At 72.1% G+C, this 24500-nt stretch carries 14 protein-coding genes and 1 pseudogene; 9 read left to right on the top strand and 6 right to left on the bottom strand.

The genetic code is table 11. The features are described from left to right. Positions 1–44: 44 nt before the first annotated feature. Together MUY22_RS42815 and MUY22_RS42810 are read left to right on the top strand one after the other, a co-directional pair. Positions 45–6713 carry a LamG domain-containing protein gene (locus tag MUY22_RS42815; RefSeq protein WP_247053128.1) on the top strand — a complete coding sequence of 2223 codons (6669 nt, stop codon included), beginning with the start codon at positions 45–47 and terminating at the stop codon, positions 6711–6713. 32 nt (positions 6714–6745) lie between these two features. Beyond that, on the top strand, positions 6746–12538 hold the full coding sequence (locus MUY22_RS42810) for an RHS repeat-associated core domain-containing protein (protein WP_247053126.1): 5793 nt from the start codon (positions 6746–6748) through the stop codon (positions 12536–12538). Positions 12539–12594: 56 nt separating this feature from the next. Here MUY22_RS42810 and MUY22_RS42805 read toward each other — a convergent pair whose 3' ends face one another. From MUY22_RS42805 to MUY22_RS42780, 6 genes are all read right to left on the bottom strand, one after another. Then, on the bottom strand, positions 12595–12888 hold the full coding sequence (locus MUY22_RS42805) for a DUF1330 domain-containing protein (RefSeq protein ID WP_247053124.1): 294 nt from the start codon (positions 12886–12888) through the stop codon (positions 12595–12597). Positions 12889–12913: 25 nt separating this feature from the next. After that, the gene (locus tag MUY22_RS42800) at positions 12914–14314 is read right to left on the bottom strand and encodes an MFS transporter (protein WP_247053122.1); all 1401 of its coding nucleotides are present in this window, start codon (positions 14312–14314) and stop codon (positions 12914–12916) included. Beyond that, a complete protein-coding gene (locus MUY22_RS42795) occupies positions 14311–14769 on the bottom strand; it encodes a MarR family winged helix-turn-helix transcriptional regulator (protein WP_247053119.1) in 459 nt (152 codons plus the stop codon). Before MUY22_RS42795 ends, MUY22_RS42800 begins: the two co-directional genes overlap by 4 nt. A gap of 18 nt (positions 14770–14787) precedes the next feature. Beyond that, a complete protein-coding gene (locus tag MUY22_RS42790) occupies positions 14788–15561 on the bottom strand; it encodes a PIG-L deacetylase family protein (RefSeq protein WP_247053117.1) in 774 nt (257 codons plus the stop codon). 208 nt (positions 15562–15769) lie between these two features. After that, positions 15770–16753 (bottom strand): hypothetical protein, encoded by a 984-nt coding sequence (locus MUY22_RS42785; RefSeq protein WP_247053115.1) that lies wholly within the window; start codon positions 16751–16753, stop codon positions 15770–15772. A 97-nt stretch (positions 16754–16850) separates the two neighbouring features. After that, the gene (locus MUY22_RS42780) at positions 16851–17747 is read right to left on the bottom strand and encodes an alpha/beta hydrolase (protein ID WP_247053113.1); all 897 of its coding nucleotides are present in this window, start codon (positions 17745–17747) and stop codon (positions 16851–16853) included. Positions 17748–17792: 45 nt separating this feature from the next. On the opposite strand from MUY22_RS42780, the gene MUY22_RS42775 reads away from it, so the two are divergent. The 7 genes and pseudogenes from MUY22_RS42775 to MUY22_RS42745 all read left to right on the top strand — a co-directional run bounded on the left by MUY22_RS42775 (position 17793) and on the right by MUY22_RS42745 (position 24469). Continuing rightward, positions 17793–18269, top strand: coding sequence for a MarR family winged helix-turn-helix transcriptional regulator (locus MUY22_RS42775; RefSeq protein ID WP_247053110.1), 477 nt, complete (start codon positions 17793–17795; stop codon positions 18267–18269). 143 nt (positions 18270–18412) lie between these two features. Further along, positions 18413–18646, top strand: a pseudogene (locus MUY22_RS42770) (GNAT family N-acetyltransferase); the annotation flags it as partial. 321 nt (positions 18647–18967) lie between these two features. Next, the gene (locus tag MUY22_RS42765; RefSeq protein ID WP_247053108.1) at positions 18968–19804 is read left to right on the top strand and encodes an alpha/beta fold hydrolase; all 837 of its coding nucleotides are present in this window, start codon (positions 18968–18970) and stop codon (positions 19802–19804) included. Beyond that, positions 19797–20369 (top strand): TetR/AcrR family transcriptional regulator, encoded by a 573-nt coding sequence (locus MUY22_RS42760; protein ID WP_247053106.1) that lies wholly within the window; start codon positions 19797–19799, stop codon positions 20367–20369. The genes MUY22_RS42765 and MUY22_RS42760 overlap by 8 nt, the downstream gene beginning before the upstream one ends. Before the next feature lie 33 nt (positions 20370–20402). Further along, a complete protein-coding gene (locus tag MUY22_RS42755; RefSeq protein ID WP_247053103.1) occupies positions 20403–21623 on the top strand; it encodes a low temperature requirement protein A in 1221 nt (406 codons plus the stop codon). Between the two features lie 83 nt (positions 21624–21706). After that, a complete protein-coding gene (locus MUY22_RS42750; RefSeq protein WP_247053102.1) occupies positions 21707–23221 on the top strand; it encodes a glycosyltransferase family 39 protein in 1515 nt (504 codons plus the stop codon). Positions 23222–23290: 69 nt separating this feature from the next. Continuing rightward, on the top strand, positions 23291–24469 hold the full coding sequence (locus MUY22_RS42745) for a cytochrome P450 (protein ID WP_247053100.1): 1179 nt from the start codon (positions 23291–23293) through the stop codon (positions 24467–24469). Positions 24470–24500 lie beyond the last annotated feature (31 nt).

Raw genomic sequence — 24500 nt, 5'->3', positions numbered from 1 at the left:
TCGGCTCACTCACGCGCGGACGGCGCGACCCCAGGGAGCTCAACGTGCGACTACGTCGGTTGGCGTGCGCGGCGACGATCACCGCGCTGGTGGCGTCGATGGCCACGATCCTGGTCCTGGACGGCGGGAGTCCGCCGCCACCGGCACCGGTCACCCAGGCGCCCGACCAGGCTTCGGCGAAGCTGGCGGCGTTCCGGCAGGGCACCCGGGTCGAGGTGCTCGACCAGCGGACCCCGACCCGGGCGGTCTTCGCGAACCCCGCCGGCGGGATGACCGCCGAGCTCACGGCCGTCCCCACCCGGGTGCGCCGGGGCGACTCCTGGGTGCCGGTCGACGTGACGATGCACCGCCGGGCCGACGGCACCGTCGGTCCGGAAGCCGCGGTGGGCGAGCTGACCCTGTCCGGTGGCGGCCCGGCGGGTGCACTGCTGACCCTGCGGCGCGACGGGCACTTCCTGGAGCTGACCTGGCCGGGCCCGCTTCCCGCACCACGGCTCTCGGCGGCCACGGCGACCTATCCCGAGGTCCTGCCGGGGGTCGACCTCGTGCTGATCGCCGGCCCGAACGGCTACCAGCAGCAGCTGGTGGTCAAGACCGCCGAAGCGGCGAAGAACCCCGCGCTCGCGTCGATCCGGCTGGCGGTGCGCACCGACGGCCTGACCCTGAAGGTCGACGGCGCCGGCTCGGTGCACGCGGCCGCCGCGGGTGGTGGTGACGTCTTCGCCGCGCCGCCGTCGACCATGTGGGACGCGAAGGGCAGGACCGCGAAGGTCGCGGTGTCCACAGCGGACGGCGCGCTCACCCTGTCCCCGGACCGGGCGGCGCTCACCGGTGCCGGCGTCGCCTACCCGGTGACGATCGACCCGAACATGGTGACGTTCGACAAGAACGCGTGGGCCACCGTGCTGTCCGGCAAGAGCAACCAGTCCTACTGGTGGACGAGCGGGTCGCCGCCGTGGGCCCAGGTCGGCCAGTGCTACGAAGACGGCTGGTGCGAGGGGATCGGCGAGGCGCAGACCTACTTCCAGTACGACACCGGGTTCCTGGCCGGCAAGACGATCACCCAGGCGAGCCTCGACACCACGGTCGTCTTCAGCCCCAACTGTTCGGGCCGGACCCACCGGCTGCACCTGGCCAACGGGCAGATCAGCCCGGAGACGACCTGGAACGTCCGGCCGGGCAGCCGGTGGTACCGGGAGTTCACCGCGCCCGGCGCGTACAACCCGGGCGGCTGCGGTGACTTCAAGACGGTGGGCGTGAACGTCGCCGACATGATCGACACCGGCGGCGTCACGACCTTCTTCCTGACGGCCGCGGACTCCGGCGACCAGATCGCCTGGCGCAAGTACGACCCGGGGGCGACCAAGGTCGTGGTGACGTACAACCAGGCGCCCGACGCGCCGTCCGACCTGGCCACCGACCCGCCGCTGCCCGCGCCGTGCAAGTGGTGCGGCGGCGCGCGCTACCTGGCCGGCGACGACCTCCGGCTGATCGCCCGGCTGTCGGACCCCGACCAGGACCTGGTCGAACCGCAGTGGGACATCTGGCGTGACGGCGTCCTGGAACGCCGCCTGGGCAACGGTTTCCAGAGCTCCGGGGCCTTCCACGACACGGTCGTCGACCTGAAGGGACTGCGGGACGGCACCGGCGTCGACTGGGTGGTGCGGGGTAGCGACGGCAAGGCGTCCGGCCCGGAAACGCACGGGACCGGGGCGTTCTACGTCGACCGCGTGGGGTTCACCGACCAGCAGGTACCGAACGTCTCGGCCGTGCTCTACCAGCCGGACAACCGCTGGCACGGCGGGACCGGGGTGCCGGACACGTTCACCTTCACCGCCAACAACGTCGGCGACGTCGACCACTACCTCTACGGCTGGCAGGATCCGCCGGCCACGCCGGTGGACGCCCAGTCGCTCGGCGGCCCGGCCAGCGTCCGGCTGACGCCGCCCGGCGACGGGCCCCGTGAGCTGTTCGTGCAGAGCGTCGACCGCGGCGGGCACCGCAGCAAGTCCCAGGTGCACCGCTTCTACGTGCGGCCGGGCAACGGCCCGCTCGCCCAGTGGTCCTTCGAAGGCAACGCGAAGGACAGCGCGCACCTCGGCGACCACCACGGCACGCTGGCCGGCGCCGCCACTTATACCTCGGGCGGGGCCGCGGGTTCGGCGGTGCACCTCGACGGCGTGGCCGCGCAGGTGTCGGCGCCGAACGCGGTCCGCACCGACACGAGCTTCTCGGTGGCCACCTGGCTGAAGCTCGACCGGCTCCCCGCGGCCGGCACCGGCTTCACCGCGGTGTCCCAGGACGGCGGCCGGCTCAGCGGGTTCCTGCTCGGCTACCGCGACGAAGGCGGCGGCAAGTGGGAGTTCACACTGCCCGCCGCGGACACCGCGCAACGCCCGGCGGGGGAGAGCGTCCGCGCGAACGTGGCGGCGTCCGCGGGCACGTGGACCCACGTGGCCGCCACCTACGACTCCCAGGCCAAGCAGATCCGCCTGTACGTCAACGGGGTGCTCGCCGGGACACAGGCCCGGACGAGCGGGTTCAACGCGACCGGGCCGCTGGCGATCGGCCGCGGCATGTGGGCCGGCGCCCCGGCCGACTTCTGGCCGGGCTCGGTCGACGAAACGCAGCTCTACGACCGGGTGCTGAGCGCCCCCGAGATCGCGGCCCAGGTGGGCGCGAGCGGAGTGCAGGTCGCGCACTGGAAGTTCGAGGAACGCGGCGGCAGCACGGCCGTCAACGCGGTCGAGGGAGCGCCCGACGGCGTCCTGGACAACGGCGCGGCCTTCGTCGCGAACGGTGCCGTGGGCGGCGGGATCAAGCTCGACGGCGTCGACGACTCGGTGTCGGCCGCGGGCCCGGTCGTGCGCACGGACCAGAGTTTCTCGGTGGCCGTGCAGGTGAAGCTCGACCGGGCGGACGCGGGCACCTACACCGTGCTCAGCCAGGACGGCGAGCGGATCTGCGGGTTCTGCCTGCAGTACCAGGGGAACCGGTGGCAGTTCATCTTCCCGGGGTCCGACGCGGACAGCCCGGCCGAGTACTTCTGGGTGGCCGGGGCGTCGCCGCCGAAGGCCGGTGAGTGGACGGCTCTCGTCGGCACCTACGACGCGTCGACCCGCAAGATCCGGCTGTACGTGGACGGCGCCCTCGCCGGGGAGTCGACCCGCACGACGGCGTGGCAGGCGCTGCGGTCGTTCCGGATCGGCCGGGCGATGATCCGGGCCGAGCAGCGGCAGGCGTTCCCCGGCACCCTCGACGAGGTCCGGGTGTACAACCGGGCGATCGGCGAGGACGAGGTGCGCGGGATCGTCAGCCGCGACAACGTCACGGCGGGCACCTGGCGGCTGGACGGGACCGCCGTGGACGCGAACGGGAAGCTTCCCGGTGTCCTCAACGGCGGCCCGGACTGGTCGGCGGGACAGACCAACTCGCCGGACCCGGCCGACCTCGCGGTGCAGCTGAACGGGACCGGGGCGCACGTCAGCACGCCCACCGCCGTGCACACCGACCAGAGCTTCTCGGTCGCGGCGTGGGCCCGGGCCGACAAGACCGGTGCGCCCGCGACGATCCTGTCGCAGGACGGCACGAAGGTCAGCGGCTTCGCGCTGCAGGCGACCGCCGACCGCTGGGCGTTCACCGCGATGCCCTCGGACGGCACCGCCGCGGGCGATCAGGCTCTCGGGGGCACCGTCCAGGCCGGGGTGTGGACGCACCTGGCCGGCGTCTACAGCAAGGACCGCAAGCAGCTCGACCTGTACGTCAACGGGGTGCTCGCGGGCTCGGCGGCGCACACGACCGCGTTCGACGCCACCGGCGGGTTCCAGATCGGCCGGGGCAAGCGCGCCGGAGCGAACGCCGACTTCTTCGCCGGCGCGGTCGACGACGTGTCGGTCTACAGCCGCGCGTTGTTCGCCGGTGAGGTCGCCACCATGGCGGGGCAGGACCTGAGCCTCGGCCACAACTGGACGATGGACGAAGGCAGCGGCACCACGACCGGGGACGCCGTCGGCCCCCGGCAGGCGACGCTGCGCAACGGCGCCACGTTCACCGCGGGCCGGATCGGCAACGCCGTCAAGCTCGACGGCGTCGACGACGTGGTGACCACCACCGGGGTGGACGTCCGGACCGACGGCAGCTTCACGGTGTCGGCCTGGGTGAACCTCGAAGGCACCACCTGCGACTTCGCCACCGAGACCAGCTGTTTCACCAGCGCGGTGTCGCTGGACGCCGGAGACGGCAAGCCGTTCGACAAGTTCCGGCTGGGCTACGTCGAGGACACCGCCGGGCACGACGGCAACTGGACGTTCGAGATGCCCGAACGCGACGGCACCGTCACCAAGGCGGCGGTCGCGGCCGAGCCGGGGGAGCTGTGCCGGCCGGGCGAGCAGTGCAAGTGGGTGCACCTGACCGGTGTCTACGACGTCGGGGCCCGCGCGATCTGGGTGTACGTCAACGGGAACCGCAAGGACGACGGCACCCTGCTCACCAGCTGGCCGGGCACCGGCGGCCTGCAGATCGGCGGCGGCAAGGCGATCGGCGAGCAGCCCAAGTCGTGGCGTGGTGGCGTGGACGACGTCCGGATCTACAGCGGCGCGCTGACCGCCGACCGGGTGTCGGCGCTGGTGCGGTCCTACCCGTTGCCCGGCGGCCCGGCCACGCTGCCGGTCGCCGACGCGGGGGCGTGGAAGTTCGACGAGAACACCGGCACCACCGTGGCCGACTCAAGCGGCCGGGCCAAGACCGCGACGCTGAAGGGCGGCGCCGGGTGGTTCGCCGGCCGGATCGACAGCACCGGGTGGTTCGACGGCACGAGCGGGTACGCCGAGACCGCCGGCCCGGTCGTGGACACCAAGGGCAGCTTCTCCGTCGCCGGCTGGGCGTTCCTCACCGACGGCGCCCGCAACGCGACCGTGCTGGGGCAGGACGCGAACCAGGTGAGCGCGTTCCAGGTGCGCTACGACGCGGCGACGAAGAAGTGGGCCGCCGTCGTCGCCCTCGCCGACCAGGCGAACGCGGGCTCCGTCGTGCTCGTCTCCAGCGAACAGGCGCAGCTCAACGACTGGGCGCACCTGGCGCTCGTCTACGACGTCCGGCTCGCGCAGCTGCGGCTCTACGTCAACGGGGCGCTGTCCGCGGTCCAGGTGGGGGTCACCGTCCAGGACGCCACCGGCAGGTTCGCGGTCGGCCGGGCCCGGGTGAACGGCACCACCGCGGACTACTTCCCGCGGGGCGTCGACGACGTGCGCGCCTACGGCCGGGCCCTGACGGACGGCGAGGTCCGCCGGGTCCACGACGAAGCCCCCGCGGCCGTCCACGGCTTCTGGCGGTTCGACGACGGCACCGCGCGGGACTACTCGTGGCGGCAGAACCCGACGACGCTGTCGAGCGCCGGAACGTCGTTCGCCCCCGGCGTCTTCGGCAAGGCGCTCGAACTGGACGGGGTCGGCGGGGCCGCCAGGTCCACGAACGTCGGAGTCCCCATGCGGGACAGCTTCACGGTCTCGGCCTGGGCCAAGCTGACGCGCACCGACAAGGTGGCGACCGTGCTCGCGCAGGACGGCGTCCGCCGCAGCGGGTTCGCCCTGCAGTACCGGCCCGAGGTCGACCGGTGGATGTTCGGCGCCGCCACCAGCGACACGGACACCGCACCGCTGGTCTACGCCAACTCCCTGCAGCCGCCGACGGTCGGCGCCTGGACGCACCTGAGCGGCGTCTACGACTACGCCGCCCGCCAGCTGCGGCTCTACGTCAACGGCCAGCTCGTCGGGACGAAGGACAACGTGCTGCTGTGGGTCGCGGGCGGCGGGCTCACCATCGGCCGCGGCCGGGACAAGGGCGCGACGACGGAGTACTTCCCCGGCCTGATCGACGAGGTCACGACCGACAAGGGCGTTCGCCCGGCCGACAGCATCCGGCTGGCCGGGACCTTCCAGCCACCCTCCGGCGGGCAGCTGGGCCGGTTCGTGAACGACGCCGGTGAGCGCTACACCGCCAGGTCCGCCACCGGGTCCGACGCGCCGTTCGCCGGCGCGCCGGCGGGCTTCCGGTTCGACCGCCCGCTCGGGGTGGCGCTCGGCGGCCCCGGAGCGGACACCGTGCCGCTCTACACCTGCCGGGGCCCGGCCGGGCCGTTCACCTCGGCCGAGCCGGGGTGCGAGGGACAGCCGAAGATCGGCGCCCTCGGCTGGGCCTACGCCACCCCGCCGGCGGACGTGGCGACGGTGCCGCTGCGGCGCTGCCTGGACGGGTCCGCCCGGTTCGACTCCACCGACGTCGCCTGCGAGGGTCGCGCCACGGACCGCGTGCTCGGCCACGTCGCCGCCTACACGCCGCTGACCCGGTACTTCCACGACCTGTCGGGCCAGCACTACGCCAGCAGTCTCGGTGCCCCGCCGGGCTTCCGCTACGGCCGCTCCCTCGGACTGCTGGCGACGACCGACCAGCCGGGCACCGAGCCCCTGCTGTCCTGCACGGACGCCGCGGGCCAGTTCGTGACGCAGGACCCGGGCTGCGAGGGCAAGGGGACCGGCGTCCCGGTGGGCCGCGTCTTCACCCAGCCGCCGCCGGGACTGGCCGGCAGGCCGCTCTACAAGTGCGCGGTGGCCGGCGGGATCCGCTTCACGTCCGTCGTCGCGAACTGCGAAGGCCAGACCGTGCTGGGACAGCTCGGGTACGCGCTGACCACGCTGCCCGGCCCGTCGGCACCCTGACCGCCACCCGACCGAACCCAAAGGGGAACTCTGTGCGCAGGACCTGGTTACGTCGCGGGCTCACCCGCGGTCTGGCGGCGGTGCTGTTCGTGACACTGGCGCCGGCCGCCGGCGTGCCCGGGGTGGCCGCGGCCGCGGGCGGGGGCCCGTCGGTCGAGCTGCCCGGCACGGCCTCCACGCCGGTGACCGCGGACGCCGTCGGGACCCGGCCCACGGACCAGGCGACCGCGGACGCGTTGCTCGGCAACCAGCCCGCCAAGCCCGCGCAGGAGGGCGCGGGGACACCGACGGCCACCTCGCTGGCGCCGTCGGCCACCTGGGAGGTCGCCCCGCACACCGGGGACTTCAGCTGGTCCTACCCGCTTCGGGTGCCGCCGGCGCCGGGCGGGCTGGCGCCGTCGCTCGCGCTGTCGTACCAGTCGTCCACTGTGGACGGCCGGACGAGCGCGACCAACAACCAGCCCTCCTGGGTCGGTGAGGGCTGGGACCTCTCCCCGGGGTTCGTCGAGCGGTCCTACGGCGGCTGCGCCGACGACACCGAGGGCGACGTCAAGCCGCCCGTGGTCGGTGACCTCTGCTGGCGCAGCGACAACGCCACGGCCGCCTACAGCGGGGGCGGCGGGATGCTCATCCGCGACGACGACACCGGCGGCTGGCGCACCAGAAGCGATGACGGCTCCCGCGTCGAACGCCTCGACGGCGCCGGGAACTCCGATGACAACGGCGAGTTCTGGAAGATCACCGCGCTGGACGGCACCCAGTACTTCTTCGGTTCGCAGCCGGACGCCAAGTCCACCTGGACCGTCCCGGTGTTCGGCGACGACGCGGGCGAGCCCTGCCACGGCGGATCGTTCGCCACGTCGCAGTGCGCGCAGGCGTGGCGCTGGAACCTGGACAAGATCGTCGACCGCAACGGCAACGTGGTGCGGTACTTCTACGAACCGGAGGCCAACTCCTACGGCCTGAACGGCAAGGACACCGCGGTGTCCTACATCCGCGGCGGCACGCTGGCGCGCGTCGACTACGGCCTGCGGGAGGACTCCGCCGTCGCGCCGAGCGGCCGGGTCGTGTTCGCCACGGCCGACCGCTGCGTCCCCGGCAGCACCTGTTCCCGCGACGACGAGAACAACTGGCCGGACGTGTTCTGGGACGGCGAGTGCGCCACCCCGACCTGCAAGGACCAGCACGCGCCGTCGTTCTACTCGACCAAGCGCCTGTCCACGATCACCACCCAGGTCCTCGGCGGCACCGTGCCCGTCGACGTGGACCGCTGGACACTCGACCAGCAGTACCCCGACCCGGGTGACGGCGAGAAGGCCGTGCTGTGGCTCAAGGCGATCACGCACACCGGACTGGTCGGTGGCCAGACCACCCTGCCCCCGGTCACCTTCGAGGGCACCAAGTTCGCCAACCGCGTCGACACGGTCGAGGACGGCATCTCCCCGCTGGTCCGCTACCGGCTCACCGGTGTCGTCTCCGAGGCAGGCGGGGTGACCTCGGTGACCTACAGCCCGGAATGCGCGGCGGGTGGGCCCCTGCCCGACAAGGACCATCCGGAGACGAACACGTTGCGCTGCTTCCCGGTGCGCTGGGCCAAGCGCAACTACGAGGAGCGTACGGACTTCTTCCACAAGTACGTGGTCACCGAGGTGACGCAGTCCGACCGGCTCTCCAGCAGCACCCGGCAGTCCACCCGGTACGAGTACCTCGACGGCGCGGCCTGGCACTGGGACACCTCCGAATTCGGCAAGGAGGACAAGAAGACCTGGAACGAGTTCCGCGGCTTCGGCCGGGTCAGGACCCGGTCCGGCTCGCCGAGCGACCCGGCCGGCCCGGTGAGCATGACCGAGCAGCGGTTCTACCGCGGCATGGACGGCGATCGGAAACCGGGCGGCGGTACCCGGGGGGCCGAGGTGAAGGACTCGGAGGGCGTCGAGCGCGACGACAAGGACTGGTTGCGCGGCTTCGGGTTCGAGGCGTCGAGCTTCGAGCGGGCGGTGCCGTCCGACCAGCCCGATCCGCCGAGGCTGACCAAGACGATCACCGACCCGGACTGGAAGGGCCCGACCGCGACCCGCGGTGAGTACCAGGCCTACATCGTCTTCGCCGGCACCCAGCGGCTCTTCACCGCACTCGCCTCCGGCGGCACGCTCACCACGAAAACCGTGACCACGTACGACGACCAAGGCTTGCCGCTGAAGTCCGACGACCTCGGTGACGTGACCAGGACCGACGACGACCAGTGCACCACCACCGAGTACGAGCGCAAGCCGGCGAAATGGCTGATGAACCTGCCGTCCCGGGTGCAGGTCGACGCCGTCGGCTGTGGACAGACCGCGCAGTATCCGCGGGACGCCGTCTCGGACGTCGTCACCACCTACGACGGCAACGGCAACGCGACGTCGGTCAAGACCGCCAAGGAGCGCCCGGCCACCGGCCCCGTTTATGTCACGACCACGAACGAATACGACGTGCACGGCCGCGTGATCGCGGCCACGGATGGCCTGGGCGACAAGACGAAGACCGCCTACACACCCGCCGTGGGCGGCCCGGTCACGCAGGTCGCGTCCACCAGCCCCGGCATCGCCGCCGCACCGGCCGGGCTGGTGACCACCAAGGCACTGCACCCGGCCTGGGGCCTGCCGACCCTGGTCACCGACCCCAACCTCCGCAAGACCGAGACCACCTACGACCCACTCGGCCGCCAGGCCGGGGTCTGGTTGCCCCAGCGGGCCAGGGCCGGCAACCCGAAGCCCAGCTACGCCTTCGCCTACCAGATCCGCAACGACGCGCTGACCGCGGTGACCACGACCAAGATCGGGCCGAAGGGCAACGAGATCAGCGGTGTCGCACTGCTCGACGGGTTGCTGCGGCCGCGGCAGGCGCAGGCGCCGGCCCAGGGCGGCGGCCGGTTGCTGACCGACACGCGGTACGACTCGCAGGGCCGGGTCTGGAAGACGACCCAGCCGTACTTCCAGGACGGCCCGGTGGACACGACCCTGTGGGTCGCCGCCGACGCCGCGGTGCCCGGCCTGACCCGCACCGAGTACGACGGCATCGGCCGCACCGTGGCGTCGATCCACTACGGCGGAGCCACCGAACGCTGGCGCACCACGAAGAAGTACGGCGGCGACCGGGTCGACACGGTTCCACCGGCCGGCGGGACCGCCACGACGTCGATCAACGACGCCCGCGGCCGCACGATCGAACTGCGGCACTACACCACGCCCGCGCCGTCCGCCTCCTACGAGACGACGCGCTACACCTATCACCCGTCCGGGCCGCTGGCCACCCTCACCAGTCCCGCCGGTGCCGTCTGGCGGTACACCTACGACCTGCTCGGCCGTCAGGTCCGCGCCGAAGACCCGGACGTCGGGGCCACGACGAAGACCTACGACGACGCCGGGCGGCTCACCACGACCCGGGACGCCCTGGGCGTCACGATCGCGCACGCGTACGACAGCCTCGGCCGGGAGACCGGCACGTTCCTCGACCGGATCGGCGGGACGAAGCTCACCGAGATGACGTACGACACCGTCAAACTGGGCAAGGGCCGGATCGCGTCGGCCACGCGGTGGGCCGGCGGCCGGGCCTACCGCAACGATGTGCTCGGCTACCACCCGTCGTACCAGCCCACCGGCACCTCGGTGACGATCCCGGCGGAGGAAGGACTGCTCGCGGGCACCTACAACAGCTACGTGGGTTACAACCCGGACGGCAGTGTGTCCAGCGAGACGTATCCGGCCGTGCGGGACCTGCCTTCCGAGACCGCCACGTACTCCTACAACGACCTCGGCCTGCCGACCACGAGCACGGGCGAGGCCGGCGGGGCCACCGTCGAGCACGTCAGCGCGACCAGCTACACCCGGTACGGCGAGGTGCAACGGATGCAGCTGGGCTCGGGCACCGGCCACGTCTGGCTGTCGTCCTACTACGACAGCAACACCCGCAGGCTCAGCAGGTCCATTGTGGACGCCGAAGTGCCGTCGCCGATGCAGTCCGACGTCCGCTACACCTACAGCCCGGCCGGGTCCATCACCTCGGTCGCCGACAAGTCCGCGGCGGCCGACATCCAGTGCTTCCGCCAGGACCAGCTCCAACGGCTCACCGAGGCGTGGACGCCCGCGGCGCAGACCTGGTCGGAGACCGCGGGCTGCCAGAGCGAGCCGTCCGTCGCCGGACTCAGCGGCCCGGCACCGTACTGGCACTCGTACAGCTACGACGCGGCCGGCGACCGGCGGGCCGAGGTCCAGCACACGGCGTCGGGCACCACCACCCGCGACTACACCTACGAGACGCCGGGCCACGCCCACGCGCTCAGTTCCGTGGCCACCCGCGGACCGGGCGTCTCCGGGGTCGAGCAGTTCGGCTACGACGCGGTCGGGAACACGAAGAGCCGCAAGACCGCCGGCGCGGAGACGACGATGACGTGGGACGAGGAAGGCCACCTGGCCGCCTCCACCGCCGCCGACGGCAAGCAGACGTCGTTCGGCTACGACGCCGGTGACGGCCGGCTCATCCGGCGCGACCCCGACGCGACCACCCTCTACCTGGGCAACCAGGAAGTGCGGGTGAACCGCAGCGGCGGCAACCCGATCGTGACGCGGTACTACACGTTCGGCGGCAAGACCATCGCGACGCGCGTGGACACGGGCCCGCTGACCTGGCTGGCCGCGGACCACCAGGGCACCGGGCAGATCGCGATCGACTCGGGCCAGAACGTCACCCGCCGCCGTCAGCTGCCGTTCGGCGGCCCGCGCGGCACGTCGGCGGCGTGGCCCGGAGATCGCGGATTCGTCGGTGGCACCACCGATGCGAGCACCGGGCTGACCCACCTCGGCGCCCGCGAGTACGACCCGTCGACCGGCCGTTTCGCCTCGGTCGACCCGGTGCTGGCCCTGGCCGACCCGCAGCAGATGAACGGCTACGCCTACAGCGGCAACAGCCCGGTCACCTACAGCGACCCGAGCGGGCTGACCCGGACCATGTGCCCGGACGGCGAGTGCGCCGGTGGCGGCTGGGCCCCCAACACGAGCCCGGCCAGCACCTACAACCCGCCGGTGAGCTGGATCCCGCCGTCGATCGCCGCCCCGGCCAACCCCGGCCTGACCCTGCCCAAGAACAAGCTGTTCATCGGGCCGATCGCCAAGGACAAGGGCCCTCGGCCGACGATCGGCTGCACCCCGGGCAAGGCGTGTGGCGTGGTCCCGAGCTGGCAGCTCACACCCGACTCGTGCAAGAGCAAGGGCGGTTTGTTCGACACGTCCGGCATCAGCGCGGCGTGCGGAGCCGACAAGGCCGTGCAGGCCGAGGCCAAGAAGGCGGCGACGCCTCCCGGGCACGGCCCCAACGTCAACCTGATCGAGGAGTTCTTCCGTCCCATCCGCGAGGCGTACGAGTGGAAGGAGGAGATGAAGGAGAAGTTCTTCGACCACTTCACGATCGCCGACTGCTTCACCGGAGCCGCCGGTGCCGCCGCGGTCGCCTCGGTCGAGGTGTGCCACGGAATCGACAAGTACGGCGACGGCGTCTCGGCGTCCGGAAAGATCGCCATGTCGCCGTCCGTCGGCGTCAGAGCCACTTACGGCTTGAAGATCGCCGAGGGGACGGTCGAAGATCTCGGCGGCACGGGCTGGGCCGTCAGCATTCCGCTCGGAGTCGGGAGCATAGATTTCGGCGAGGGGGACAGCGGGAAGTGGTGGGGTGGCGTGGGTGTCGGCATCGGCACCATGCCGATGTTCGGGAAGCTGGGTGGGCTGGACGCCAGTGCGGGTCTCGAGTACGCCGACTCGTGGCGGCTCAGCGACAGCCGCAAGCCCAAGTGACACCGCGGCTCGAGCACGACGGGCGGGGACCGGGCCACGTGCCCGGTCCCCGCCGGTCAGCCGAGGCCTTCGATGATGCGGAAGTCGCGCTCGACGCCGTCACCCAGTGCGGTCAGCGCCTCCTGGTAGGGCGCACTCGCGCGGGCGGCGACGGCCTGGTCGAAGCTGTCGAACTCGATCAGGATGGTGCGCTGGGCGATTCCGGCTTCGTGTGCGACGACCCGGCCGTCGCGGGCGAGCACCCGCCCGCCCGCGGCCTTGACGGCCGGGCCGGCCAGTTTGTTGTAGGCAGCCAGCTTCTCGGGGTCCGAAATGGAGCGGTAGACGCTGACCCAGTAGCCCTTGGGCATGGGAACCTCCAGTGTCGGGACGAACTTACGGGGTGGTCTCGGACGAGCGCCGCCGGGCGAGGGCGAGGCTTGTCAGCGTCGTGATCGCCATGGCGCCGACGCCGACCAGCGCCGCGGTGGTGTAGGCGCTGTCGTCGGGGAAGAGGCGGTCCGTGGCGGTGCCCGCGGCGAGGATCAGGCCGCCGATGGCGCTGCCCAGGGAGTAGCCGACGCTGCGGACGACGTAGTTGAAGCTCATGGCGCTCGACGTCTCGCTCTGGGGGGTGACGGCCAGGATGACGCCGGGCATGGCGGCCGAGAAGCTGCCGACGCCGAAACCCAGCACGCCCATGGCCGCGAGCAGTTCGGCCACGGTGGACCGGGCGGTGGCGAACAGGACGAACCCGCCGCCGACGATGGCGGCGCTGACGGCCAGGAGCAGGGGGCCGTCGATCCGCTTCCGGACCCACGGCGTGAGCTTGCCGGCGACGAACCCCAGCACGGAGAACGGGATGAGGACCAGCCCCGCCACGAAGGTGGTCAGCCCGAAGCCGTAACCGGCGCTGTGCGGCGTCTGCGCGTAGCGGGTGATGAGCGTGAGCAGGAGGTACATGCCGCTGCCGCCGACGAACATGGCGATGTTCGCCCCGGCGACCGCCGGGTGCCGCACCGCCCGGACGTCGATCAGGGGCGTCTTGGTCCGCAGTTCGGAAACGGCCCAGACGCCGAGCAGGAGCACGGCGGCGACGGCAAGGGCCACCGCCACGGCGAGGTGCCGGCTCCACAGGCTCCGCTCGCCGGCCAGGAACAGGACGAGGAACAGCCCACCCGCCAGGACGAGCGCACCGGCCGCGTTCACGCGGGCGGAGCGGCCTGCGGGAGCCGCGGGCATGGAGCGCCACGCGGTCACGAAGGCGATGGCGGTGACGAGCAGGCCGAGGCCGTAGGCGGCCCGCAGCCCGCCGAACTCGGCGAGCAGCGCGGCCAGCGGGTAGCCGACGCCGGCGCCGATGATGGAGACCACCGAGATCAGGGCGATCGTGGCCGCGCTGCGCTCCTCGGGGAGGTGGTCGCGGGCCACGCCCATCATCAGCGCCGTGAGACCGAGCCCGGCGCCTTGGGCCGCTCGGCCCACGAGCAGCCAGGCGAACGGCAGCGGCAGCACGGTGAGCGCGCTGCCGGCGACGACGATCGCCAGCGTGGCGAGAATCGTGGCCCGCCGGTGCGGCCCGGCGCCGAGCCGGCCGAGGACGGGGGTGGCGACGGCGCCGCTGAGCAGCGCGATGGTCAGCGTCCACTGCGCGCTGTCGAGGGAGACGCGGAACGTGGTCGCCACGCTGGTGATGAGCGGCGTCCCGAGGCTGGCGACCGCCGCCACGACCAGGGCGATGAACATCAGGGCGGGGACCAGCAGACGTGCCTCGGAACGTGTCTGGGCCTCGGTCACCGGTCCGCCCCTTCTCGGGCGTGGGTTTCCAGCTCCGCCAGGTGCCGCAGCGCCGGGAGGGCGGCGGCCAGGGCCTCGACCTCGTCACCGGTGAGTTCGTCGATCAACCGCGCGTACGCGTCGACGCCCGCCTGGCGTCGCGTCCGGACGTACGACGCGCCGGCCTCGGTCAGGCACACCAGCGTGACCCGCTTGTCGGACGGATCGCCCTTCCGCTCGACCAGTCCGGCTTCCTCCATCACCCGGACCAGGACGGTCATCGCGGGCTGGGTGACGCCCTCGGCCACCGCCAGATCGGTGATCCGCCGCGGGCCGGTCTTGTCCAGGGTGGCCAAGGTGGCGGCGGACGTCAGGCTCATGTCGCGGGGAAGACGTCTCACGGCCCTGGTGGCCAGCCCGTAGAGGGCGGACCCGATGGCATCGGAAGCGCCGCGCGCGGCGTCTCGGCGACTCATGCCCGAAGCATAGCAGATTTATATTAATTCTTTATGCATCTCCTGACCGGAAGGGAGAAGCTCCGGTGGTGCCTGCAGGTCGTGGGCGCGGAACAGGACGGCGTGCTCGACGCCCATGGCCTTGCCGCTCATCGCGGTGAACTTCGGGATGAAGTCCTCCGGGGCCGGGTGGTCCGGGAGCGCGGCCAGGTACGCGGCGTGCGCTTCGAGCGAGGCGATGCCGCGGCGCAGCGGCTCACCCGTGACCTCGACGCCGTGGGTCGCGAAGCCGGCCAGCCCGGGGAGGATCAACCAGCGCACCGAGTGCGGTTCGAGGTCCTCGTCGTCGACCTGCTCCGGGAAGACCCACCGGTTGCCCGCGTCGCGCACCGCGTCGAGCGTCGCGAGGCCGGCCGCGCGGTGGTCGGCCTGGTCGAAGCTGAAGGGCGTCTCGATCTCGTAGCCGGTGCCGAGGACGACGTCGGGCTTGAACCGGCGGATCTCCCGGCAGATGTCCCGGCGCAGGTCGAGGCCGTAGACGAGCACGCCGTCCGGGTGTTCGAGGACGGTCAGGTGCGTGACGCCGACGGCGGCACAGGCGGCCCGCTGCTCGGCGACGCGCAGGCGTGCGGTCTCCTCGGGAGGGTTCGGCATGCCGGCTTCGCCGCGGGTGAGCAGGAGGTAGCCGACCTCGATGCCGCGCGCGGTCCAGCGAGCGACGGCCGCGGACGCGCCGTACTCCATGTCGTCAGGGTGCGCGACGACGCAGAGCACGCGGTGGAAGGACTCCTCGGGAAGCGCAGGCACTGTCATGGCGCCAACCTTCCACACCGCAGAACCGGCCGCCGGTTCTCGCGGGTGGGGCGGGCCGGGCTGCATCGCCTGGTGCTGTTGCCCGGTGCTCGCGGCCTTGGGCGCGGCCACTTCTTCGGCCGGACGCGGCTCTGCGTGCCTGGCGAGCGGCTTCGCCGATCCCGCCGGGCCCCAGCCGAAAAGCGGCTGGGGCCCGGCGGGTGCGAGGTCAGTTCCGGCACGTCCAGAGCGTGCCGATCTGCCGGGTGTTGTCGGTGCTGACCCCCGCGATCTGCCGCCCGTCCGCGCTGATCGCGGTCGGGTAGAGCGGGTAGGTGGTCCCCAGCTGGGGCAGCTGCAGCTGGCGGCCGTGCTTCCAGCGTGCCGGGAACCCGGAGCGGTTCTTCGCCGCGACCACGCCGTTCGCCGTGAGGACTCCGCCCTGGGCGTACGTGCTGTCGGGCAACGGGCGCTCACCTCCGGTCACCACGTCGATGAAGGTGAGCTCGTCGCCTTCGGCGCCGCCGCGGTCGGCGATCAGCACGCCGCCCGCCAGGTCCGACGCGCGGTGCCCGCCCGGGCCGATCACCGGGAACGACCGCACGACCGTGCCGTCCAGCCGGTAGACCGTCTGCACCTCGTCGCCGGCGAACCCCGCCGAGCCGAGGACGAATCCGCGGTCGTCCACCTTCAGAGCCATCGTGTACACCGGCCCGTTGTCGAGCACCCGCGGCGTCCGCGTGCCCGCCGGCCAGACGACGGCGCGGGACAGGCCACCGACCCAGGCGTACCCCGAGACGTCGCCGCGGGCGTTGACGCCGGTCGCCCCGGAGCCCGGCTCGCCCGGCTCCGGCAGGAACGTCGTCACGCCGGCCGACCGGATCGCGGCGTGCCGCGTCCCGTCGGCGAACTGCGAACCGGCCATCACCCCGCGGGAGTTGATCGCGGACGGGACGAACGTCCCGAGGTCCGTCGTGACACCGTCGCGCCACAGCAGTCCGTGTTCGTCGTCGCCGAAGTGCGACCGGCCGAGACCGACGAACGTGCCGTGGTCGTCCGTATCGGCCGGGTAGACCTCCTCCCCGGCGACCGACCCGGGCAGCTCGGTCACCCGGCACACCGCGGCCGGAGCGAGCTCCGCCGCGGACGCCGTCGCCGGTGCGGCGATGGCCAGCACGCTGACGGCGGCCAGTAACTTCAGTCCTGCTCCCACGTTTCCTCCCCTGTGAACCGGCGGGGCCCGCGCGGACCCCGCCGAACCCCTCACGCGCGAGCCGGTCCTTCGGTTGATCCGCGAGTCTCGGAGCGTGTCAGCCGCGGACGCGCTGGCGCAGGAAGAGCGCGGCCCGGTCGAGGGCTTCGCCGGCTTCGTCGAGCAGGCCGGTGAACGACTGGAACACGTGCGGGACCTTCGCGGTGATGTCGAGGACGACGTCGACTTCCGCGTCGGACGCGCGCAGGGCGAGCCGGCGGGCGTCGTCGAGGAGCATCTCGTTCGTGCCGACCTGCACCAGAATGGGCGGCAGGCCGGTCAGGTCGGCGGTCACCGCCGGGCTGAGCAGCGGGTCGCGACGGTCCTGGTCCGCGACGTAGAAGCTGCTCATGCGGTCGAGGCCGGCGCGGTCGAGCAGGGGATCCGCAGCCGCTTTGGTCACGATGCTCTCGCCGGTCCGGGTCGCGTCGAGGCCTGGTGAGAACGCGACGATCGCGGCGGGCACGGGGAGTCCGGCGTCGCGCGCGGCGAGTGCGCCCGTGATCGTCAGCCCGCCGCCGGCGGAGTCGCCGGCGAAGGCGATCGATCCGGGCGCGTGGCCTCGGTCGAGGAGTTCGCGGTAGGCCGTGACCACGTCCTGGACGTCCGCCGGGAACGGGTGCTCCGGCGCCAGCCGGTAGTCCAGGGAGAGGGCGGGGATCCCGGTTCTGACGACCAGGCCCGCGGTGAGGCCGAGTGCCGTGCGGGGCGAGCCGACGACGTGCGACCCGCCGTGCAGGTAGAGCAGGGTCCCGGAGCCGGGTTCGGTGTCCGGGCTGACGTGCAGCGCGGGGCGTCCGCCCAAGGACGTCTCGCGCGTGTGGATGCCCTCCGGTACCGGCAGCGGGTTCGTCAGCTTCACGAAGTTTTCGCGGAGTTCGGCGACGGACTGCTCGGCCCCGACGCCGGTGCCGCGGAGCTGCGCGTCCAGGCGTTCACGCTGATCTGTGGACATCGTCCTGCCTTCCACTCCGGAGTTCCTGCCAGTACAGTATATGCCATGGCAGATAGTGCAGCGGCAGATCTTGTGGCTCTCGACACGCTGTTCACCGACCTCGTCCGGGTGGAGACGCGGCTCTACAACGCGGTCACCGACCGCGTGAAGGCGGAGGCCGGTGTCGCGGGCGGGTACTTCGAGCTGCTGCGTCATGTCCGCGACCACCCGGACGCCCGCGTCGCGGATCTCGCCGCCGCCTTCGCGATCGGTGTCGGAACGACCAGCAAGATCGTCGACCGCCTGGAGAAGCAGGGCTGGCTGGAGCGTCGCCCGAACCCGGCCAACCGCCGCTCGTCCCTGCTCGCGCTGACCCCGGCGGGCGAATCGGCCGTGTCCCGGGCGGAGCCTGTCTGGCGGGCGGCGATTCAGGAGATCCTCGGCGGGGCGGTCGCGGCTGATGAGCTGACAGCGCTTTCAGCGGCGCTCCGCGTCGTGCGCTCGAACTTGGAACGACGGCAGCTGGGACTCCCGGCCGGATGAGGTGCCACGGTTTCGACGTCCGCCGGGCCGGCGTTGAAGGCCGGTGATCGCTGGGCGGCTACGCCTGCGGGTGCAGGACGATCCGTCCGAACGGGCGTGTCTCGGCGAGTGCGTGATAGGCGGCTTGCACCGCGGCGGGGGAGCGCATGCGTCCCGCCGGCTGGGTGGAGATCAGCGCCGTGTGCACGGCTCCGGACCACCGGGGCCAGGGGCTGGGCAGCAGCCTCGTGCGGGCGCTGATCGCCGGGATCGCGGGCCGGGGAGAGCGGGCTTTCCTGCACGTGGCGGCCACCAACACGAACGCGATCAGGTTGTACGAGACGCTGGGGTTCGCTGTCCGGCGCGAGCTCTTCATGACGGTCCTGCGCCCGAGGTAGCGGCCGCGCCGCCGGATCATCTCGGAGCGGGCCGTGCGTCCTCATGGTTCAGCGGGTCCCAAGGCGGTGGTCGGGACGAAGCCGTCGGGGCGAGGCTCCTTCAGCTACGCGCTGCCGGCGTCGTCGATCACCTTCCCGATCTGGCTGGCCGCCCTGGGTCGTCGACGGCGCCGACGACGGCCACCGCCCTGGCCACGCGCACTCGGCGTGCCGCGGTCTGCGTCACCACTCGGATGGTCGAATCCCCGGAGGCTTGACGTCCGTTGGCTAATTGCATTAGCTTGACGGCGAACAGAGTTAGCCAACGTTGCGGAGAACGTCATGACCGAGTACCTGGACATCGCCGGCAACACCCTCGCCTACGACGTGACCGGGCAAGGACCTCTTGTCGTTCTGGCGCACGGCATCGGCGACAGCCGGCACTCCTACCGCTTCCTCGCCCCGGCCCTGGCCGCGCAGGGGTACCGGGTCGCCAACGTCGACGTCCGTGGTTGTGGGGACTCCAGCGTCGGCTGGGACGGGTACAGCCGGACCGACATCGCCGGTGACCTGGTCGCCGTCGTGCGTCAGCTGGGTGGTCCGGCCGTGATCATCGGCCAGTCGATCAGCGGCGGCGCCGCTACCATCGCGGCCGCGACCGCGCCCGATCTCATCGCCGGCGTCATCGAGCTGGCGCCGTTCACCCGTGCGCAGTCGTTCGACCTCGGCGGACTGGTGCGGGTGAAGCGGTTCCGGGCCGGTTACACGCAGATGGCGCAGGTCATGCTGCGAGGGAGGCTGGAGAGCTGGCTGAAGTACCTCGACGTGGCGCTGCCGGTCAAGCCCGCCGACTGGGACGGCGAGTCGGCCCGCATCGCGGCGAAGCTGCGTGAGCCGGGCCGGATGAAGGTGCTGCAGGCCATGTGCAAGACCAGCCCGGCCGACGCCGGTGCCCAGCTGGCCAACGTCACGTGCCCGGTCTTGATCATCGAGGGCAGCGCCGACCCCGACTGGGCCGACCCCCGCGCCGAGGGCGAGAAGATCGTCGCCGACCTGCCGCGCGGTCTCGGTGAACTGGCGGTCGTCGAGGGTGCCGGGCACTACCTGCACGTCCAGACGCCCGATCAGGTCGTCGCACTGGCCCAGCCGTTCCTGGCCAAGACGCTGACCCGTGCCTAGGGCCGGGCTCACTCCGGCCTCGGTCACCGAGGCCGGGGCCGCGCTGGCCGACGAGGTCGGGTTCGACCAGCTCAGCATGGGCCTGCTGGCCGAGCGGCTCGGGGTCCGGACTTCCTCGCTCTACAAGCACGTCGCCGGCCAGGCCGACCTCGTCCACCGCATCGCCGTCCAGTCCGGGCACGAGCTCGCCGACGCCATCCGCGACGCGACCCAGGGCCGGGCGGGCAGTGACGCCTTCACCGCCGGCGCCCAGGCGATGCGGACGTACGTGAAGCAGCACCCCGGCCGGTACGCGGCGGGCAACGCCGCCCGCTCGACCGGGCCCGACGACCCGCTCCTCGCGGTGGTCGACCGGGTGCTCGCCTCCTGGGCGGCCATGGTGCGCGGGTACGACATCGGCCCCGGTCAGGAGATCCACGTCCTGCGGATGGTCCGCACCATGCTGCACGGGTTCGCGACGTTGGAAGTGGCCGGCGGATTCCGGATCGACGTCGGTGTCGAGGACAGCTTCACGTGGATGATCGACTTCATCGATCACGGTCTGCGGTCCCTGGACGAGGCCTGATCCGATGATCCTTCGCAAGGAGTCACCAGGTCCGTGAACACCCCTGACGAAGCCGAGGACGCGAGGACCGAGCGGCACGCGAGCTGGGCCGAGCTGTTCTTCGACCTGGTGGTCGTGGCCGGCGTGGCGGCCCTGGCCCACGTGCTCGGGTCCGAACCGGACGCCGCGGCGCTCGGTCTCTACACGCTGCTGTTCCTGGCCTTCTGGCTGTCGTGGACGACGTTCATGTTGTACAGCAACGTCGCGGCCGGGAAGACCCGCGTGGTCCGCCTGATGATCGGGATGTTCGGCCTCGGGGTGATGGTCGCGTCCGTGCCGGGGGTCACGCATTCGGTGCTCGGCCACGACGGCGACACCCACCCGCCGATCGTCTTCGCGATCGCCTACATCGCCACACGCGTCTACGGGTCCCGGTCGTGGCGCCGGGGCGAAGTGCTGCTGGACTTCCCGGTCGTGCAGTACTCGGCGGGGCTGCTGCCGTGGATCGCGTCGATCTGGGTCGACGGGCGGTGGACGCTCGTGCTCTGGGCGGTGGGGATCGCGCTCGATCTGCTGCTGATCCTGGCCGTGTCCGGCGACAAGCTCCTCAAGCAAGCCCAGACGGCACTCACTACGCGAGCAGGTACCCGGCATGGCGCACGCCCCGAGGGGAAGCTACCGGTGATCCACGGGGTGTCGGTCGATCCGGCGCACTTCTCCGAACGGCTCGGGCTCTTCATGATCATCGTGCTCGGTGAATCGGTGGTGCAGGTCATCGGCGCCGCGGCCGAGGCGCACTACGACGTCGGCGTCCTGGCCACCGGACTCGCGTCGTTCGTGTTGCCGGCCGGGATGTTCGGCTTGTCCGTCGTCTTCGGGTACGCCGGCCTGCCGCACCTGCGGGCCGGCCGGATCCCCGCCCGCGCGGCGCTCGGCCTGCACTGCCTGGTCACCGGCGTCGTCGCCACCGTGGCGGTGTCGCTCTCGTCGGTGATGAAGCACGGGTCCGATCCGTTGCCCGGGCAGGGACGCTGGTTGCTGTGCGGCGCGGTCGCGACCTACTTCGCCCTCGGTGTGATCACCGGTGTGGCCAGCCGCAGCTCCGACATGCAGCGGACGATCTCGCGGATCATCACGGGCATCGTGGTCCCGCTCCTGCTCGGCCTGCTCGCCCACGGTCTTGGCGGCCGGACGTTGGTGGCCTGCATGGCCTTGGTGGTGCTCGCCCACCTCTGGTTCGAACGGCGCACGGCACCGGCCGAGGGCGGGGCCTGACAAGCGGAGACTAGGCAAGTTCCGGTGCTTCCGCCGGTAGCGTGCTCGGTGCTCGTCGCCCGGTTCGTTCGATGGGAGTGACCTTGACCGCCCTTTTCGCGGCCCCCCGGAAGGTCAGGGACACGGCGCCCTTCGCGCGGACGCCCGTGTTCGTCGTCGCGGGGCTGCTCGGGCTCCTGCTGATCGCCGTGGCGGGGCGGTACGGCTACTTCGGGGACGAGCTCTACTTCCTCGCCGCCGGAAGGCATCCGGCCTGGGGGTACGCCGACCAGCCACCGCTCGTGCCGCTGCTGGCGCGGGCGATGGAGGCGATCGCGCCGGGCTCGGTGTTCGTCCTGCGGCTGCCGGCGATGGCCGCGATGGTCGTGTCCGTGGTGCTCACGGCGCTGATCGCCCGGGAGATGGGAGGCGGGCGCCGGGCGCAGGTGCTGGGCGCGGCGACGTTCGCGGTGTCCACGCAGTTCGTGGCGAGCGGCCACTACCTGGCGACGTCCACCTTCGATCCGTTCCTGTGGACGCTGCTGGTGTGGCTGCTCGTGCGCTGGGTCCGCACCCGCGCCGACGGCCTGCTGGTGTGGTCGGGCGTCGTCACCGCCGTAGCGCTGAACACCAAGCTGCTGATCGGCGCGTTCTGGCTGGTCGCCGTGATCGCCGTGCTGGCGTGCGGCCCGCGCGACCTGCTGCGGCGGCCCGCCCTGTGGCTCGGCGGGCTCATCGCGGTGGCCGCGGTCGTGCCGACGCTCGTCTGGCAGGCCACCCACGGCCGGCCCCAGCTGGCCATGAGCACGGCGATCTCGCAGGAGGTCGCGGCGATGCCGGGTGGCCGGGCGATGATCCTGCCGGTCATGCTCGCCCTGACCGGGCTCCCGGTCGCGGCACTGCTCCTCGGGTACGGCGGCTGGCGGCTGCTGCGCGCACCCGAGCTGCGGGAATACCGGTTCCTCGGCTGGACGACCGCCGGGCTCACCGTGCTGTTCGTCGTCGTCGCCGGGCGCCAGTACTACGTCGCGGGCCTCTACGGCGTGTGCTGGGCGGCCGCGGCGGTCGAGCTCGAGCGCGGGCGGGCGGCGCGCTGGTGGCGGTGGGCCGCCACCTGGCCGGTGTACCTGCTCACGGTGCTGATCATGCTGCCGACGACGTTGCCGATCTGGCCGCAGGCGTGGCTGCGGGACCACCCAGGGCTGCCGAAGTCGGTGTTCGCCGCCGAAGAGGTCGGCTGGCCGGAGGTGACGGCGTCGATCGCGAAGACCTACCACGCCCTGCCCGACCCGGCCCACACGGCGATCGTGACGCGGATGTACTGGCAGGCCAGTGCCGTCGACCACTACGGCCCGGCGCTCGGCCTGCCGGAGCCGGCGAGCCCGAACCGCGGCTACCACTCGCTCGTGACGCCGCCCGATTCGGCGACGAGCGTGCTCTACGCCGGCCCGGATCCGCTGGCGCTGCAAGGGCATTTCGCGAACGTCCGGCGCGTCGGCACGATCGACGAGGGGCTCGGGATCGCGAACACGAGCCAGGGCCTGCCGTTGTGGCTGGCCACCGGCCGGGCCGAGAGCTGGGCGACGTTGTGGCCGAAGCTGCGGGACTTCCACGTCTGATACCCGGGAATTCCCCAGTGTCACCGGTGTTAGCGTGCCGCCCGTCCGGGCACCGGCGAAAGGGGTCAGGTGGATACCACTGTGTCCTACCCGTTCAACCACGGCGACGGCTTGGCGCTCGACGACGCTTACACCGAGGCGCGGGAGCGGCCGGGGCTGACCCGGGTGCGGCTGCCCTTCGGCGAACCCGGCTGGCTCGTCACCCGCTACGCCGACGCGCGGCAGGTGCTGGGGGACCGGCGGTTCTCGACGCAGCTCGGCACGCAGCACGACTGGCCGCGCGTGATCCCGATGCGCGCCGAGATGGGCATCCTCGGCCTGGACGCGCCCGACCACCCGCGGCTGCGGCGGCTCGTGGCGAAGGCCTTCACCGCCACCCGCGTCGAACAGCTGCGGCCGTGGGTGCGGAACCTCGCGCGTGAGCTGCTCTCCGGCCTCAAGGAGCAGGGTGACACCGCGGACCTCGTGGAGCAGTTCGCGTTGCCGTTCTCCGTGCAGGTGATCTGCGAGCTGCTCGGCGTGCCCCCGCAGGACCGGCCGAAGTTCCGCGTCTGGACCGACTGGGTGTTCTCGACGACGCCGATCAGCCCCGAAGAGTTCATGGCCAACCACGCGGCCTTCCGCGGCTACATGGCGTCCCTCGTCGAGGCGCGCCGGGAAGAGCCGCGCGACGACCTGATCTCCGCCCTGATCCGCGCCCAGGACGACGAGGACCGGATCAGCGCGGACGAGCTGGTCGACCTCGGCAACTCGCTGCTGCTGGCCGGGCACGAGACGACCGCCGCGCAGGTCGGCAACTTCGTCGACGTCCTGCTGCACACCCCCGGCGGCTGGCAGCGGCTGCTCGACGACCCGGACCTGGTGCCGTCCGCGGTCGAGGAGCTGACCCGGTTCGTGCCGCTGATGTCCGGTTCGGTCTTCCCGCGGTACGCGGCCGAGGACATCGAGGTCGGCGGCACGCTCGTCCCGGCGGGCGAAGGGGTGCTGGTGTCGCTGGGGTCGGCCGACCGGGACCCCGCGCGGTTCCGTGAGCCCGACACGCTCGACCTCGGCCGCGAGCAGAACCCGCACCTCGGGTACAGCCACGGCGCGCACCACTGCTTCGGCGCGGCGCTGGCCCGCGTCGAACTGCAGGAGGCGCTGCGCGCGCTGCTGGACCTGATGCCCGGGTTGCGGGTCACGGGGGAGATCGCCTGGAAGCCGCAGGTCGCCGTGCGCGGTGTGAGCAAGTACGTCGTGGGTTGGTGATTCTCTAGGGATTCCCCCACCTCGTTCACGG

Source organism: Amycolatopsis sp. WQ 127309 (assembly GCF_023023025.1).
Lineage (GTDB): Bacteria > Actinomycetota > Actinomycetes > Mycobacteriales > Pseudonocardiaceae > Amycolatopsis.
This window is presented reverse-complemented; position numbering and strand designations above follow the sequence as displayed.

Bases quoted from the DNA above. Each gene is read 5' to 3' on its own strand.
- MUY22_RS42805 (WP_247053124.1), bottom strand. From the start codon at position 12,888: ATGCCCAAGGGCTACTGGGTCAGCGTCTACCGCTCCATTTCGGACCCC.
- MUY22_RS42795 (WP_247053119.1), bottom strand. From the start codon at position 14,769: ATGAGTCGCCGAGACGCCGCGCGCGGCGCTTCCGATGCCATCGGGTCC.
- MUY22_RS42790 (WP_247053117.1), bottom strand. From the start codon at position 15,561: ATGACAGTGCCTGCGCTTCCCGAGGAGTCCTTCCACCGCGTGCTCTGC.
- MUY22_RS42780 (WP_247053113.1), bottom strand. From the start codon at position 17,747: ATGTCCACAGATCAGCGTGAACGCCTGGACGCGCAGCTCCGCGGCACC.
- MUY22_RS42775 (WP_247053110.1), top strand. From the start codon at position 17,793: ATGGCAGATAGTGCAGCGGCAGATCTTGTGGCTCTCGACACGCTGTTC.
- MUY22_RS42765 (WP_247053108.1), top strand. From the start codon at position 18,968: ATGACCGAGTACCTGGACATCGCCGGCAACACCCTCGCCTACGACGTG.